Genomic DNA, 15,142 nt, shown 5'->3' with positions numbered 1-15,142 from the left:
TGTGCTAGAATACTGTTAAACAATGGTCGTTGTGTTGTTGTAGTTGTTGTGATGACATGAAAATGTCTGACCAATGAAAAACTAATATCAGCTTCTTATTTGCGATAGTTTAGACTCTGTCGCAAGAGTTATTTATATAAAAAAAGAGGCACGAAGCCTCTTTGATCTTATTTTCTTAATCCTAATTCTTTAACTATGGCACGATATCTCATGATATCTTTCTTAGTTAAGTAATCGAGTAATGCACGACGCTTACCTACTAATTTTACTAGTGAACGCTCTGTATTGAAATCTTTACGATTATTTTTCAAGTGTTCCGTTAAGTGGTTAATTCTGTAGGTGAACAAAGCAATTTGTCCTTCTGCAGAACCTGTGTCTTTTGCATCTTTACCATGTTTCTTAAAGATGGCTTCTTTTTCTTTTTGATCTAAATACATGCTAATATTGTTGTAAATGATTGTTATGTACGTTGAAAGTCGATCTTTCAAGCGGCAAATATAGTAATTTTTAATGATTTACAACGAATAGCCTTTATAGTTTTGTTTTTTTTAGTTTGAAATTAAACGAATCGTGACGACCATAGTCTTAACAACATATGAACATTAAAATTAGCAATTATGAATGCAATGACAATGAAAACAAAATGGATAATGGCCTTTGTGGTTTTAGGTTTGACATTTACAAGCTGTAGTAAGGATGACACGACGACGGAGAGTCCTCAAAACATGGAAATTTCTGAGGTGCAGTTATCATCAGAGATTGATGCAGCAGCAACAGTGATTGGTGATGTGATCATCAATGCTTATGAATCACAGGAAGCTTTCGATTCTAATCGTGTAGCTGAATCCACAACTGATCTGCCAGAATGCGTGTCGATTTCGGTGGTAGCCCAACAGTTTTTTCGGGAAGTGACCTTAGATTTTGGAACAGAAGGTTGTATGGTACAAGGACACCTTTTACGAGGACAAATTGTATTTACATACACACGAAATCCAGAAGCACAAGAGCTTTTAATTACTTACGATTTATTGGATTTCTATTTTGACGCCAAAAATGTTATTGGAAGTAAGACGCTCTTAAGAGAGTTGTCTAATGAAGATGGTCATCCTCAATTCACTCATACCTTAGATCTCACGGTGATTTGGCCTAATGGTGCTCAAGCAAGTAGAGAAGGTTTGAGAGTAAGAGCATGGGTAGAAGGTTTTGGCAGTGGTGTTTTTAGTGACAATGTTTTCGAAGTAACAGGAAATTGGTCAACGACTTTTATCAATGGGAATACACATTCATATCAGGTTTTAGTCCCATTACGTAGAGAAGTTATTTGCTATTATTTTGTAAGTGGAAGTGTTGATGTACAACGTACAAATTTTGGCGGTACATTTGATTATGGTGACGGCGTTTGTGATAATAATGCCACATTTACCTTTAATAACGGAACTGTTATCGATGTAACTTTGAATTAATTATTCGGTATTAAACGCTTAGAATTGAGCCCCTTTTCTTACAAAGAATGGTGGGCTCTTGTTTTTTATGGATTTTATTTTTGGGTCAAATCTTTCTGTAATAACGGCAATTATTAAAGTTTTAAATCGCTTAATTTGATGATTATTAATTCATTACCTCATCGTTATGCCAAAAAGACTACATACCGTAAAATCTGAGCTCTTCGAGAATATTTTTAAATATGCCAACGGCGGCATTGCTATTGTGGGTCTTGATGGCAGTTGGGTAGAAGTAAATGATAGCCTCACACAATTATTAGGTTTTAGCAAAGAGGAACTTTACAACATGTCCTTTCAGGATATTACGCATAAGGATGATTTAGATAATGACATTCAGCACGTTCATGATTTATTGGATGGGAGGATAACGAAGTTTCAAGATGAAAAAAGATATTTTCATAAAGACGGACATGTGATATGGGCTTTAATATCTGTTTCCCTCATGTGTGACAAAAATGGCAACCCCATGTATTTCATTTCTCAAATAGTTGATATTTCAGAACAAAAGGAAGCGGAACGTCAATTAGAATTGCTCATGCAGGTCGCAGAGCAGCAAAATAATCAATTATCGAATTTTGCTCATATTGCCACACATGATATTAGAACGCATATTGGAAATCTCAATACGCTTACTGAGTTTATTGAAGATGAAAATCAAGATGTGAGTAGCTGTGAAAACTTTAAGATGTTAAAAGAATCGCTATCAAATTTGAATGATACTTTAGATCATCTAAATCAAGTCAGAAAGAAAAATTTGTCGAATTTAGGGAGCCTAAAAGCTTTAAACTTGTCAGAGTACATTCACAATGCTATTTATAATGTCACTGCCATTGCTAATATATATGACTTTAAAATTATTAATAGTGTTAATTCCAAAATAGAGGTATTGGGAATTGAAGCCTATTTAGATAGTATAATCTTGAACTTTTTGACCAATGCTATTAAGTATCGAGAGGAAGAACGACAGTCGTATTTGCAAATTGATGCTTTTGAAACGGATGATGATGTCGTTATCACTTTCAAAGATAATGGGATGGGAATTGATCTTGAGAAACACGGTGATGATTTATTTAAATTAAATAAGACCTTTCATAAAAAAAAGGATTCAAGAGGCGTAGGCTTGTTTATAACCAAAAATCATATTGAGAGTATGGGAGGAAAAATTGAAGTAGCAAGTAGAGTGAATGTTGGCACCTGTTTTACAATCACACTGAGGCGTGCATGATTATTGTTTTTAATTGAAGAAATTTATTTCATAAAAAAACCTCACATGTAATATACCATGTGAGGTTTTTTTATCATTACTTATAGCTTTTATTCTCTTAATGGTTGATTCGTGATTAAATCGATGTATAAATTCACTTTCTTTTTTAAATCCTTTCTGTGTGTTATAAAATCTAAGAAACCGTGTTCTAAAAGAAACTCTGAAGTTTGAAATCCTTCAGGTAATTCTTGACCTGTTGTGTCTTTTACGACTCTCGGTCCTGCAAAACCAATTAAGGCGCCTGGTTCACTAATATTAATATCTCCTAGCATAGCAAAAGAAGCCGTTGTTCCACCTGTTGTTGGATCTGTACATAAAGAGATGTAAGGAATACCAGCATCAGACAGTTGGGCTAATTTTACAGAAGTTTTTGCTAATTGCATTAATGACAATGCTGCTTCCATCATTCGTGCGCCTCCAGATTTGGAAATAATCATGAATGGCAACTTATTTTTTAGAGCATAATCTGCGGCTCGTGCAATTTTTTCACCAACAACACTTCCCATGGATCCACCAATAAATGAAAAGTCCATGCAAGCAATCACTAAATCTTTACCCATAGATTTACCTACAGCTGTTTTTACCGCATCTTTTAAATTGGTTTTATCTTGAGCTGCTTTTAATCGGTCTGGGTATTTTTTAGTATCCTCAAATTTCAAAGGGTCTTTTGAGGTTAGGTTTTTATCTAGTTCCTTGAACTTATTATCATCAAAAAGAATTTCAAAATATTCTTTACTTCCAATTCTAACATGATAACCGTCTTCTGGGCTTACATAAAAGTTTTGCTCCAATTCTTTTGTGTCCACAATTTTACCTGTTGGAGATTTGTACCACAAGCCTTTAGGTGTGTCTTTTTTCTCTTCAGTAGAGGTGTGAATCCCTTTATCTTTTCTTTTAAACCAAGACATTAAACGACATTTTAATTATTAGTTAGTTGTGCAAAGTTATAAAGTATTTACATTATTAAGGTCTTCAAATGCCTTTTTTAACCGTTCAACAAATGCATTTTCCCCTTTTCTCAGCCATACTCTTGGATCGTAGTACTTCTTGTTAGGTACATCTTCACCATCAGGATTACCGATTTGTTTTTTAAGATAGGCTTCGTTTTCACCCATATAATCACGAACACCACTCATGAATGCATATTGCATGTCTGTATCAATATTCATTTTGATAACACCATAACCAATGGCCTCTCTAATTTCCTCAACTGTAGAACCAGAACCACCATGAAAAACAAAATCAATGTGATTATGAGGTAGGTTGTGCTTTTTTGATAAATATTCTTGTGAGTTTTTAAGAATTTTCGGTGTCAGCTTTACATTGCCAGGTTTGTAAACACCATGAACGTTACCAAAGGCAGCAGCAATGGTAAACTGATCACTTACTTTTATGAGTTCCTCATACGCATATGCTACTTCTTCTGGTTGTGTGTATAATTTAGAATCATCCACATCTGTATTATCTACACCATCTTCTTCGCCACCTGTTATACCTAATTCTATTTCCAGAGTCATGCCCATTTTACTCATGCGCTCAAGGTAGGTCTTACATATTTCGATATTTTCCTCTAATGGTTCTTCAGATAAATCAATCATATGAGAACTGTATAGGGATTTTCCTGTTTCCTTAAAATGTTGTTCACTGGCATCCAATAACCCATCGATCCATGGCAGTAATTTCTTTGCGCAGTGATCCGTATGTAATATGACAGGCACACCATAAGCTTCTGCCATCAAGTGAACGTGTTTAGCTCCAGCAATTGATCCAGCGATTGCTGCTTTTTGATCTTCATTACTAAGACCTTTTCCAGCATTGAATTGCGCACCACCATTAGAAAATTGAATGATGACTGGTGCATTTAATGCTTTGGCTGTTTCAAGTACGCCGTTGATGGTGTTGGATCCTATAACGTTGACCGCTGGAAGCGCGAAGCCTTTGTCTTTAGCTAATTTAAAAATCTCTTGAACTTCCTTTCCTGTTGCAACGCCTGCTTTTATGTTGTGACTCATGTGTTTTTGGTTGAATAATTAAAAATCAAAAATAAAGAAAATTTGACTAATATCTTAGGTTTTTTGAGACTTTGAAGTAGCTAGAGTTAGCGCAAACGATATCGTGAGGACCGTCTTTACAACTTTAAAAAGGATAGTTAACACCAATATTGTAGACGGCTTTACTAAAGTTGTAATCCTTAAACCAACGTTCGCCTAATTCTCTTGACGGGTCATAGGTTTTAAAGCCAATATCACCTCTTAAGACAAAGAATCCGAAATCATATCTAATACCGAAACCAGACCCGACGGCCATATCTCTCAAAGAGCTAAATCCATCAAACGTGGCTCGGTCATCCTCAACATTATCAAACACATTCCAGATGTTACCTGCATCTACGAAAACAGCACCATTGAACCGACCAAGAATATTAAATCGCTGTTCAGCACTTAAGGTAATTTTAAGGTTAGCTTCATTAAATTCGTTGGTAGTTAAAGAACTTCCTGGTCCGAGATTATAGGCTGTCCAAGCACGAATGTCGTTTGGTCCTCCAGCAAAGAAACTTTCGGCAAAAGGGATACTGTTAGAATTTCCGTAGGGAATAGCGATACCAAAATAGGTGCGTATGGCAAACTCATTATTTCTGCCTAAATCCCAATGTTTTACATAATCGACCTCCGTTTTTGCATATTGTGAAAATGGCACGCCGAACATCTCATAACGACCATCTGCGTTACGAGATAAGTTGAAAACACTGGATAAATTAGAGAGTAAATTACCCGCCAATTCTAACCGCAATCTCAAAATTGAGAAGTCATTGTCAAATAAATTCTCACGTCTATTCTTTATATAGTTAAAGCTTGATGAAAAAATCAAGTTGTCTTCAGTAAGACGGTCTTTTCGCTGCTTGATGTTATTAACTGTGATATAATTATCATCATTTGGTGTTAGGGATGTGTTATTATTTAGAACATCATTGATAAAAGCATCCGCTGGAGAAAACGGATTGGACAGACTAGAATTATTTAGTGTTTCGTTATTACCAATATAGGCAATGTCTCTAGCTATGGAATTCAACCTATCGAAAGACGTCGTGTAAACACCAAAATAGTTATTGGTGTTCAGGTTTTTTACAAATTGAACATTAAACAAGTCTAAATTGTTAGTCACTTTCGTCGAAGGATACCAATTGTAATTAACGGTTCCTGTAAATGCTTGTTTGTCTAATCCAATGTTACGCTGACTGGTCGCATTTAAACTAATACGCGTACTTGGCGACATGTACTTTGGAATGATTTTCTCAGTATTAAAAGGCAGAAAAAAACGTGGAATTTTCAAGTTTAAATTTCCACCAAGTTCGTTGATGTCGAAAAATTGATCTTTGCTGTTGGAGGCATCCTTTGAAGAACCAATGGCTCCAAGAGCCGATATTTCCAAAGTTTCAGCGCCTCTAAAAATGTTCCGAATAACCAAACCTGTACTAAAGGCAAAACCAATGGTTTGAATATTACTTTGAGACACTTCGAAACTACTAGTGAGCTCGAATTTTTTCTTTGGAACCAAAAATATATTAGCTGTAAGTGTCGAATCTGCTTCGTTTTCGACATATTCAATTCTGGGATATCTGAAGGCTTGTAATTCACTCAAATATCGGTACGTTCGTGTTCTGTCTAAATCTCTAAAGACTTCATTTTTATTGATAAAAACAGCATCTGTAATTGCTTTGGGTCGGTATTTAAACTTGTCAAAACTGTATAAGTGGTAATCTTTAAATTGTATGGAATCGGTGATGACGTCATTTCGATTTTCATTTTTAAAATCAGTAAAAATATTGACATCTTTTATTTTATAAATCTTAAAAGGGACTCTTGTAATGGAGTCCTCGACCCGAATTGCTCTATCTGCGATGAGCAAATCAGTATTAATTTTTTTGTTGGTATCAATGGTGTCTAAATCAAACGTGATGTAGTCTTGTCCAAAATGATAATAGCCAGAATTACGCAAAGAAGCTGTTAGTCGGTCGCGTTCTTCTGAATAATTAGCTTCATCATATTGCTGTCCTTTTTTAATGAGAGAACCACTCTTTAATTGTTGGCGATATAATGAATCCATACTTGGCGTTTTTATAAATGCCTTTATGGAATCTAAAATATAGGGATCTCCAGTAGTAACCTTATATGTGACATTAGCCCTCTGACTGCTATCTTTTTCAGTTTCAAAAGAGGTTTCTACATTAAACCAACCTTTACTGAAGTAGTACTTTTTTAAGGCATTGGCTGTTTTTTCTGCGCGCTTTTCATCGTAGATGACTGGAGCTTCTCCTGTTTTTTTTAACCAGGTATTGAATTTTTTTCTAGACTGCAACTCACGATAAAATTGTTTCTTAGACAGAAGTTTTGTTTTCCAAGCGACTTTCCGTGGATTATCCAGAACTTTCGCTTGTAATATCGAGTCAATGTTGGGTCTTGCAAGGTTATAAATATGGATACGTAATGGCACGCCTAAAAGTTTGCCATTGGGTTTTTGGTAGATGAGGTTATTAACTGTTTCGGTATTGGTCTTTTTATCATTCACCAAAACGGTATTATCAACCAAAAGGTGCTCATCTTCACCAACCCGTTTCATGACATTACACGAAAACATCGTGCATAGCAAACCGCAGAATAATATCTTGGATAAACGTATTTTCAAAAAAGAAGATGTTAGCATTTAAGTTATGACCAAATTTACGGTTTTATTGTCTTGTTATCATAACAAATAATAGACCAAAAAAGTATTACTTTGTATTTTAGGCTCTATAACACAAAATTAAATACATTTTAATGCTTACAAAGAACCATATTAAATTAATTGCAAGTCTGCATCAAAAAAAATACAGGCAACAACACGGGCTCTTTGTTGTTGAGGGAGTAAAAGGCGTTCAGGAGTTTTTAAATTCGCATTTTGAATTGTTTCATTTGTTTGCAACAGAGCCTATTTTTGACGCTAAAACCATTGAGATTTCCGATAAAGAACTGAATAAAATAAGTCAGTTAAAATCACCTAATAAAGTCCTTGCGGTCTTTAGAATTCCTGAGCAAAAAATGACGACTCCTCAAGGATTGGTATTAGCCTTGGATGATGTACGTGATCCTGGAAACTTAGGAACCATCATAAGACTTTGTGATTGGTTTGGAATTGAGAATTTGGTTTGCAGTAAGGCAACCGTTGATTGTTATAATACCAAAGTTGTTCAGGCTACCATGGGTTCTTTAACACGCGTGACTATTCAGTATGTCGATTTAGAACATTATATGAAGTCAGCTTCGATACCAGTTTTTGGAACTTTTATGGATGGTGATAGTATTTACTCGGAAGAACTTCCTAGCGAGGGCATTGTCATTATGGGTAATGAGGCCAATGGTATTTCAGACGCTATTGCCAAATTAGTCACCAAAAAATTGCGCATTCCGAGATTTGGAAAGCTTCAAGCTACAGAGAGTTTAAATGTCGCTACCGCTACAGCCATCGTGTTGAGCGAATTTAAAAGATCGTAAAGGATCAATAGTTTACTGAAACGTAAAATTTAAGAAAATACCGCGTGTTTTTAAGGTGGTAATGTTGCTGGTCCAAGGACTGTTCGGATCTTCATCACGAACCAATTCATCGTTGAGGGCAAAAACACCGCGAATAGAAGGTGTGAATTTAAACCATTGGTTGTAGAAATCTACACCAACACCCAACTCATAGAATAGCACATTTTTTTTAGTTCTAAATTGGCCAGCAGCATTATCATCAGGATTTTCTTGATTACTGGATAAGTTGAGCGCCATGGAAAACCCTCCTATAATGAAAGGTTTAAAATTGTTCAGTCGTTTTGTTGAGACTTTGAGTAAAAGTGGAAAATGAACATACGTCGATTTCACCTCGCGCATTAAATCGGCATTTGTAAAGTCAATACCATTAAAATAGCTTGGGTCATATAACAAGGTTCTCGTGGTTATAAAGAGTCCTGGTTCAAATCTGAGATCAAAATATTCATGAAGGCGAAGATTTGAAATTAATCCAACACTGAAGCCCATATTGGTTTCTACCAAGATATCTTTTTTGTCTTGTTCGTAATTGAACTGATAGTCGTAATTGTTCAAGCCAAGATAGAAACCCCAAGACACTCTTTTTTTGTCAAAGTTCTCGATGTTTTTAATTTTTTCTTTGCTAAATAATTGAGCATTAACGCCTTGTGTGGCCAAAATTAAGGTTAAAACGATCAGTATTTTTCTCATAAATATTACGATAATGACGTATCAAGTATGTTTTAAGCTTTAGATGCTGTGTAAATGGTGGCAACACCCAAAGTTTGTGGTTTGTCTTGCACGTTAATAAACCCAATTTTACGTAAAATATTGTTTAAAACCTCGCCATATGGAAAAACAGATGCAGATTCACTCAAATAAGCATAAGCAGATCGATCTTTTGAGAAGAGTCTCCCAATGGTTGGTAAAATGTATTTTGAATAAGCTTTGTACCCTTGTTTGAATGGGGTTTTAGTAGGTACAGACGTTTCTAATATCACAAATATACCGTTGGGTTTCAAGACTCTTAAAATTTCAGCTAGGCCCTTTTCCAGATGTTCAAAATTACGCACACCAAAAGCTACAGTTATGGCATCAAAGCTATTGTCTTCAAAGGGTAAGTTTTCAGAATCACCAATCACCATTTCAATTAAATGACCCAATTCTTTTTGCTTAATTTTTTGTCGACCAACTTCTAACATGCCATCGCTAATATCCAAGCCTACAATTTCTTTAGCACTCGTTTTTGTTAAACTTATAGCCAAATCTCCTGTTCCAGTAGCAATATCCAAAATACGTTCTGGTTGGGTTTCAGAAACTATAGCAACAACCTTATTGCGCCATTTTATGTCAATTCCAAAAGAAATTACACGATTGAGACCATCGTATTCTTTTGAAATATTATCAAACATTTTAGTGACCTGTTGCTTTTTATTCAACTCACTATCCTTGTAAGGCGTAACTTTTGAGGACATTATTTTTTTTTGCAAATATACTTAAAACTAATAGCTTTAAATAATTTGTGACTTACTTTTAAGAGCATAGTATTCACATAATAATGTGCTATATTTGTATGTTTTTTTGAATAAACAGACGGATGAAAATTATAATTGCAGGTGCAGGAGAAGTTGGGTTTCATTTAGCCAAGTTATTGTCTTATGAATCACAAGAGATTACATTAATAGATATCGATAAAAATAATCTAGCTTATGCGAGTGATCATTTGGATATCAGAGTCATCAAAGGTGATGTGACATCCATTGCGATTTTGAATGAAGCACGAATTAATAATTCCGATTTATTTATAGCTGTAACGTCTTCAGAAACCACCAATATTACGGCTTGTGTGCTGGCAAAACAGTTAGGTGCGAAGCAAACCATTGCCAGAATTTCAAATTCTGAATTTCTAGATGAAAAGGATGAAGTTGGATTTACCAAATTTGGTATTGATGAATTAATTTCACCAGAAATCCTCGCAGCGGCTGAAATAGAATTACTCCTCAATCAATATGGCTTTAATGATAGCTATGAATTTGAAGAAGGAGCCTTAACCATGTTGAGCTTAAGGTTGTCAAGAACGGCAAGTTTTGTTGGTAAAACGGTCAAGGAAGCTGCTCAAGTGTTTCCAGAATTGCATTTTGTTCCTATTGCTATTCAACGTTTTGGAACACAATATACGATCATTCCAAGAGGTGATACCGAATTCAAAGAAGGTGACAAAGTGGTGTTTATCACTTCAAAAGGTGGAGACGATGAACTCTTCCAACTTTCGGGAAAAGTGCGAACGGAACTCAAGAATATCATGATTCTTGGTGGTAGTAAAATTGGTTACAAGACAGCGCGTGATCTATGTCATGGTAAATTTAATGTCAAGCTCATTGAAAGTGACAAGGAAACGGCCTTCGAATGTGCCGATGATTTGCCAAATGCCTTGGTTATTAATGGTGATGGTAGAAATGTAGAGTTGCTGGAAGAAGAGAATATTGGTAATATGGATGCCTTTATCTCTGTTACGGGAAATTCTGAAACCAATATCATGTCTTGTCTCGTAGCCAAATCGAAAGGTGTTAAAAAAACGATTGCCTTAGTTGAAAATATGGATTATTATCAACTGTCTCAATCTATTGGTATTGACACACTGATTAATAAGAAACTTTTGGCAGCCAACAATATTTTTCGTTACATAAGACGCGGTGAAGTATTAGCGATGACCAAGTTGAGTAATATGAATGCTGAATTGTTGGAGTTTGAGGTAAATTCAAAATCAAAAATTACTGAAAATGTTATCAAAGATCTCGATTTTCCGCGATCAGCTATTATTGGAGGTGTTATACGAGACGAAATTGGTATCATTCCTTTAGGTGATTTTCAAATTCAAATTGGGGATAAGGTCGTTGTCTGTTGCTTACCAAGATCGATTACCAAGGTTGAAAAATTCTTTTTCTAATTTTTAATTAATGAAGCTCAATTACAGAATCATTTTTCACTTTTTCGGGTTACTGTGTTTATTCAATGGCGGATTTATGTTATTGTCTACGATTATTAGCCTTGTGTACAAGGACGGTGTGACCATAGAACTAATGGGAGCAGGTTTGATTGTACTTCTGATGGGTGTCATCGCCATGTACTTGACGAAAAATCATAAAAAGGAATTGAGCAAAAGAGATGGTTACATCGTTGTGGCTTTTGGTTGGATTGTTATGGCCTTAACTGGCACATTACCCTATTTAATAACGGGTGCTATTCCTAGCTTTACAAATGCCTTTTTTGAGACCATGTCTGGTTATACGACCACAGGCGCTAGTATTTTAAATGATATAGAGTCTATTCCTAAAGGTGTTTTATTTTGGAGAAGTATGACACATTGGATAGGAGGTATGGGAATTATTGTATTAGCCATTGCCATTCTTCCATTGTTAGGAATAGGAGGGATGCAATTGTTTGCTGCAGAGGCTCCAGGACCTAATGCAGATAAACTCCATCCAAGAATTACCGATACTGCGAAACGATTATGGCTGATTTATTTCGGATATACAGCGGCTGAAACTATTTTGCTCCAAGTGGCAGGAATGTCATTCTTTGATGCTATTAATCATTCGCTTTGCACCTTATCTACAGGAGGTTTTTCAACAAAAAATGCCAGTGTAGCTTATTGGAATGGTCAACCAATCATTCAATATATTATCATTGTTTTCATGTTTTTGGCTGGAACAAATTTCGTATTGAGCTACTTTGCCTTTAAGGGTAAGGTTCAAAAAGCCATTCGTGATGAAGAATTCAAACTCTATTTTAAGTTTATTTTCCTGTTTACAGTCATCGCATCATTGATTATTTATTTCCGGGCAGATTTTGGAATTTCCTCAATAGATCATCCTATGGTTTGGGGAAAAGCGGAAGCATCCATTAGGCACGCCTTATTTCAAGTAATTGCCATTATAACCACCACAGGTTTTGTAACTGCAGATTACACCTTATGGACTCCATTTTTAGTAGTGTTTTTCTTTGGACTCATGTTTTTAGGTGGTTCAGCTGGAAGTACATCTGGAGGTGTCAAAGTGGTGAGGCACATGATTATGATAAAAAATGGCTTTTTAGAATTTAAACGTGCACTGCATCCCAATGCGATTTTACCAGTTCGTTACAATAAAAAAGCGGTTAATGGTGAAATTGTATTTAACATACTAGGTTTTTTCATTTTGTATATGTTATCGTTTATCGTTGGAGCATTGGTGTTTTCTATGTTTCAAATAGATTTTGAATCGGCCGTAGGATTATCGGCATCAAGCCTAGGGAATGTAGGTCCTGCGCTTGGGAATTATGGACCAGTTAATAATTATGCGGAATTACCTGCTTTGGGTAAATGGTGGGCTTCTTTTTTAATGCTTATTGGACGATTGGAGTTGTTCACGGTCCTTATTTTATTGACACCTTTTTTCTGGAGAAACCGATAAATTTTCAAAATAATTTAGAAATAAATGTTGATTGGAACTATTAATATTTATAGGTGTTTCCCGTGTTTTATATTGATATTAAACGATTTATGAATGAATCGCTTTGTAACATTTTTATGTTACCTGCGTCTTATTTGTATAATCAATAACTTTATCAATCATGGAATTAGTATTAACATCACAAAAATTAGAACCTTCCCCCGAACGTAAATTAACGACACCTTTTGTTAGACCTGAAGGTTTGTTAAATTCAAACTATAAGTCTGTCGTTAAGTGCAATTTACAACACACGAATGCCTCTTCTATTTTCGGTGTGAAGCAATTAATAAAAAGCAGACAATATAAGATTACTTCAAGTATTGAAACCGTATTAAAGCTGTCTGTTTTTGTTACGGTATTAGCCTTTATTATCTAAGTAAACATGTCTGATGGCCTTTAGGGGTAAGATTGCAATAAGACTAAGACTAAGAACTTTCTCAAGAAATGATGGCAATGGCTGTGGTATTCTAAATCATACCACATGCCATACTTTAGGCGATCAAGGATATTTTCGTCTTCGATGTTATTAGGTTTTAAAAGTAATTCGAGACAATTTAAATACTGAAAAGCGTCATAGTAAATGACCTTAAGTTTAACTAAATCACTAAATAATTATGGGAGGAGCAGGATCAATGATGCATATGATAACGTCGTTAAAAAATAATAAGAGACGACATAAAAATCATGTGCCATTTCGTAAAAATAATGCTGAGAATCGTTTTAAAGAGAAACCAGCCTATGATTTTCCTGAAGCGACTCCTGAAATTCTTATGAAGATTAAAGCTGAAACGATAAAAACTCAAAGGACGATTTTGATGAGAACCATCGTGATATTTATTGTTTTGGTGGTATTACTTATTTTGGCATTTATCTAAAATCAATAACTATGCCTCTTGGAGAATCAATGATTAGCTCTTTGAAGAGTAACAAAAGCATCATGCTTGATAAAACATCAAGGTTTAGGAAAACACTTGGTGGCTACAATAAAAAAAAGAAATCAAGCTTTGATTTTCCAGATGCCAAACCAGAATTGTTGGTACACATCAGACAACGTGCAAAAAAAGATCATACCAAGAGACTAATGGTTGTTATATTTCTTTTTGTCACAATTGCTGTAGGTGTGGGATTTTTATTGAAACATTTTAATGTTATCTAAATTTAGCTCACCGCTTCTTTTATGCGTTTAATGGCTTCTATAATTTGTTCTTGTGAAGCCGCATAAGAAATTCTAATACAGTTCGGATTTCCAAAAGCTTCGCCAGTAACGGTCGCCACATTCGCAAACTCTAATAAGAATAAAGAGAAATCTGAAGCATTCGCAATAGTTTTTCCTTTGAGAGTTTTTCCGAAATAATGGGAAATATCAGGGAATACATAAAAGGCGCCTTCTGGCACATTAGTTTTGAAGCCTTCAATATCATTTAGCAAGTTTAAAATGAGTTCGCGTCTCACCTTAAATTGATCTATCATATACTGCACTCTTGAAGGTGGCTCGTTCAAAGCTGTGATTACGGCTCGTTGTGCAATGCAATTCGCACCACTAGTGACCTGACCTTGCATTTTAGTACAGGCCTTTGCGATGGTTTCAGAAGCACCAATGTAGCCAATTCTCCAGCCCGTCATAGCAAAGGCTTTAGATACGCCGTTTACAGTTACCGTTCTATCATACATGTCTTCAAATTGTGCCATGCTTGCATGATCACCAATAAAATTGATATGTTCATAAATTTCATCAGAGACCACAATAATATTCGGATATTTTTGAAGGACATCTGCTAAGGCTCTCAATTCATCTTTACTGTAAACAGAGCCACTTGGATTACAAGGAGAGCTGTACCAAATCATTTTGGTCTTAGGCGTTATGGCATCCTCAAGTTGTTGTGGTGTGAGTTTAAAGTCATGGTCGATGCTGGTTTTTACTTCGACTGGTACACCCTCGTTTAATTTTACAATATCACTATAACTCACCCAGTAAGGACAGGGTAATATCACTTCATCGCCAGGATTCAATAAGACTGCTGCAATGTTTGCTAAAGATTGCTTTGCTCCAGTTGAAACAACAATTTGAGATCTTGAATATTGAAGTCCGTTATCCCTTTTAAATTTTGTAATGATGGCATCTTTTAATTCCACATAACCATCCACAGGTGAGTAGGAATTATAATCGTCGTTGATGGCCTGGATGGCCGCTTCTTTTATAAAATCCGGTGTGTTGAAATCGGGTTCCCCCAAACTTAAACCGATAATATCTTTTCCTTCTGCTTTTAGTTCTCTCGCTTTTGCAGCCATGGCAAGAGTGGCAGATGTTGCCATGTTGAGAACTCGATCTGAAAGTTGTGCCAT

At 35.5% G+C, this 15,142-nt stretch carries 15 protein-coding genes; 8 read left to right on the top strand and 7 right to left on the bottom strand.

Annotation, left to right across the window (positions count from 1 at the left end):
• Nucleotides 1-167: 167 nt before the first annotated feature.
• Entirely contained in the window at nt 168-437 is a 270-nt protein-coding gene (rpsO, locus tag ACU8DI_RS01080; protein WP_447111556.1) for a 30S ribosomal protein S15, read from the bottom strand.
• A 180-nt stretch (nt 438-617) separates the two neighbouring features.
• Between rpsO and ACU8DI_RS01075 the strand changes: the two genes are divergently transcribed.
• Entirely contained in the window at nt 618-1,463 is an 846-nt protein-coding gene (locus ACU8DI_RS01075; RefSeq protein WP_447110885.1) for a hypothetical protein, read from the top strand.
• A 166-nt stretch (nt 1,464-1,629) separates the two neighbouring features.
• Nucleotides 1,630-2,727, top strand: a complete 1,098-nt coding sequence (locus tag ACU8DI_RS01070; protein ID WP_447110884.1) for a PAS domain S-box protein — start codon at nt 1,630-1,632, stop codon at nt 2,725-2,727.
• Between the two features lie 89 nt (nt 2,728-2,816).
• Here ACU8DI_RS01070 and accD read toward each other — a convergent pair whose 3' ends face one another.
• From accD to tamL, 3 genes are all read right to left on the bottom strand, one after another.
• Nucleotides 2,817-3,674, bottom strand: coding sequence for an acetyl-CoA carboxylase, carboxyltransferase subunit beta (accD, locus tag ACU8DI_RS01065; RefSeq protein WP_447110883.1), 858 nt, complete (start codon nt 3,672-3,674; stop codon nt 2,817-2,819).
• A 36-nt stretch (nt 3,675-3,710) separates the two neighbouring features.
• Entirely contained in the window at nt 3,711-4,778 is a 1,068-nt protein-coding gene (fbaA, locus tag ACU8DI_RS01060; protein WP_447110882.1) for a class II fructose-bisphosphate aldolase, read from the bottom strand.
• 124 nt (nt 4,779-4,902) lie between these two features.
• A complete protein-coding gene (tamL, locus tag ACU8DI_RS01055; RefSeq protein WP_447110881.1) occupies nt 4,903-7,467 on the bottom strand; it encodes a translocation and assembly module lipoprotein TamL in 2,565 nt (854 codons plus the stop codon).
• 113 nt (nt 7,468-7,580) lie between these two features.
• Between tamL and ACU8DI_RS01050 the strand changes: the two genes are divergently transcribed.
• Nucleotides 7,581-8,294: a TrmH family RNA methyltransferase gene (locus tag ACU8DI_RS01050; protein WP_447110880.1), complete on the top strand. Its 714-nt coding sequence runs from the start codon at nt 7,581-7,583 to the stop codon at nt 8,292-8,294.
• 12 nt (nt 8,295-8,306) lie between these two features.
• Here ACU8DI_RS01050 and porT read toward each other — a convergent pair whose 3' ends face one another.
• Both porT and ubiE read right to left on the bottom strand, forming a co-directional pair.
• A complete protein-coding gene (gene porT, locus ACU8DI_RS01045; protein WP_447110879.1) occupies nt 8,307-9,020 on the bottom strand; it encodes a type IX secretion/gliding motility protein PorT/SprT in 714 nt (237 codons plus the stop codon).
• A gap of 32 nt (nt 9,021-9,052) precedes the next feature.
• Nucleotides 9,053-9,784, bottom strand: a complete 732-nt coding sequence (ubiE, locus tag ACU8DI_RS01040) for a bifunctional demethylmenaquinone methyltransferase/2-methoxy-6-polyprenyl-1,4-benzoquinol methylase UbiE (RefSeq protein ID WP_447110878.1) — start codon at nt 9,782-9,784, stop codon at nt 9,053-9,055.
• 122 nt (nt 9,785-9,906) lie between these two features.
• On the opposite strand from ubiE, the gene trkA reads away from it, so the two are divergent.
• The 5 genes from trkA (at nt 9,907) to ACU8DI_RS01015 (ending at nt 13,955) form a co-directional block, all read left to right on the top strand.
• Nucleotides 9,907-11,256: a Trk system potassium transporter TrkA gene (trkA, locus tag ACU8DI_RS01035; RefSeq protein ID WP_447110877.1), complete on the top strand. Its 1,350-nt coding sequence runs from the start codon at nt 9,907-9,909 to the stop codon at nt 11,254-11,256.
• 10 nt (nt 11,257-11,266) lie between these two features.
• Complete coding sequence (locus ACU8DI_RS01030) at nt 11,267-12,760, top strand: TrkH family potassium uptake protein (RefSeq protein ID WP_447110876.1); 1,494 nt, start codon at nt 11,267-11,269, stop codon at nt 12,758-12,760.
• A 160-nt stretch (nt 12,761-12,920) separates the two neighbouring features.
• Nucleotides 12,921-13,175 (top strand): hypothetical protein, encoded by a 255-nt coding sequence (locus ACU8DI_RS01025; RefSeq protein ID WP_447110875.1) that lies wholly within the window; start codon nt 12,921-12,923, stop codon nt 13,173-13,175.
• 238 nt (nt 13,176-13,413) lie between these two features.
• Nucleotides 13,414-13,674, top strand: a complete 261-nt coding sequence (locus tag ACU8DI_RS01020) for a hypothetical protein (RefSeq protein WP_447110874.1) — start codon at nt 13,414-13,416, stop codon at nt 13,672-13,674.
• An 11-nt stretch (nt 13,675-13,685) separates the two neighbouring features.
• The gene (locus tag ACU8DI_RS01015) at nt 13,686-13,955 is read left to right on the top strand and encodes a hypothetical protein (protein ID WP_447110873.1); all 270 of its coding nucleotides are present in this window, start codon (nt 13,686-13,688) and stop codon (nt 13,953-13,955) included.
• A 2-nt stretch (nt 13,956-13,957) separates the two neighbouring features.
• On the opposite strand, the gene ACU8DI_RS01010 is transcribed toward ACU8DI_RS01015, so the two are convergent.
• On the bottom strand, nt 13,958-15,142 hold the full coding sequence (locus ACU8DI_RS01010; protein WP_447110872.1) for a pyridoxal phosphate-dependent aminotransferase: 1,185 nt from the start codon (nt 15,140-15,142) through the stop codon (nt 13,958-13,960).

This window comes from Psychroserpens sp. BH13MA-6, assembly GCF_052983595.1.
The sequence above is the reverse complement of the archived record's forward strand: the minus strand, read 5'-3'. Positions and strand labels throughout refer to the sequence as shown.

What these genes read in the sequence shown, in the direction of transcription:
- rpsO (WP_447111556.1), bottom strand. Translation starts at nt 437, where the DNA reads ATGTATTTAGATCAAAAAGAAAAAGAAGCCATCTTTAAGAAACATGGT.
- ACU8DI_RS01075 (WP_447110885.1), top strand. Translation starts at nt 618, where the DNA reads ATGAATGCAATGACAATGAAAACAAAATGGATAATGGCCTTTGTGGTT.
- ACU8DI_RS01070 (WP_447110884.1), top strand. Translation starts at nt 1,630, where the DNA reads ATGCCAAAAAGACTACATACCGTAAAATCTGAGCTCTTCGAGAATATT.
- accD (WP_447110883.1), bottom strand. Translation starts at nt 3,674, where the DNA reads ATGTCTTGGTTTAAAAGAAAAGATAAAGGGATTCACACCTCTACTGAA.
- fbaA (WP_447110882.1), bottom strand. Translation starts at nt 4,778, where the DNA reads ATGAGTCACAACATAAAAGCAGGCGTTGCAACAGGAAAGGAAGTTCAA.
- tamL (WP_447110881.1), bottom strand. Translation starts at nt 7,467, where the DNA reads ATGCTAACATCTTCTTTTTTGAAAATACGTTTATCCAAGATATTATTC.
- ACU8DI_RS01050 (WP_447110880.1), top strand. Translation starts at nt 7,581, where the DNA reads ATGCTTACAAAGAACCATATTAAATTAATTGCAAGTCTGCATCAAAAA.
- porT (WP_447110879.1), bottom strand. Translation starts at nt 9,020, where the DNA reads ATGAGAAAAATACTGATCGTTTTAACCTTAATTTTGGCCACACAAGGC.
- ubiE (WP_447110878.1), bottom strand. Translation starts at nt 9,784, where the DNA reads ATGTCCTCAAAAGTTACGCCTTACAAGGATAGTGAGTTGAATAAAAAG.
- trkA (WP_447110877.1), top strand. Translation starts at nt 9,907, where the DNA reads ATGAAAATTATAATTGCAGGTGCAGGAGAAGTTGGGTTTCATTTAGCC.
- ACU8DI_RS01030 (WP_447110876.1), top strand. Translation starts at nt 11,267, where the DNA reads ATGAAGCTCAATTACAGAATCATTTTTCACTTTTTCGGGTTACTGTGT.
- ACU8DI_RS01025 (WP_447110875.1), top strand. Translation starts at nt 12,921, where the DNA reads ATGGAATTAGTATTAACATCACAAAAATTAGAACCTTCCCCCGAACGT.
- ACU8DI_RS01020 (WP_447110874.1), top strand. Translation starts at nt 13,414, where the DNA reads ATGGGAGGAGCAGGATCAATGATGCATATGATAACGTCGTTAAAAAAT.
- ACU8DI_RS01015 (WP_447110873.1), top strand. Translation starts at nt 13,686, where the DNA reads ATGCCTCTTGGAGAATCAATGATTAGCTCTTTGAAGAGTAACAAAAGC.
- ACU8DI_RS01010 (WP_447110872.1), bottom strand. Translation starts at nt 15,142, where the DNA reads ATGGCACAACTTTCAGATCGAGTTCTCAACATGGCAACATCTGCCACT.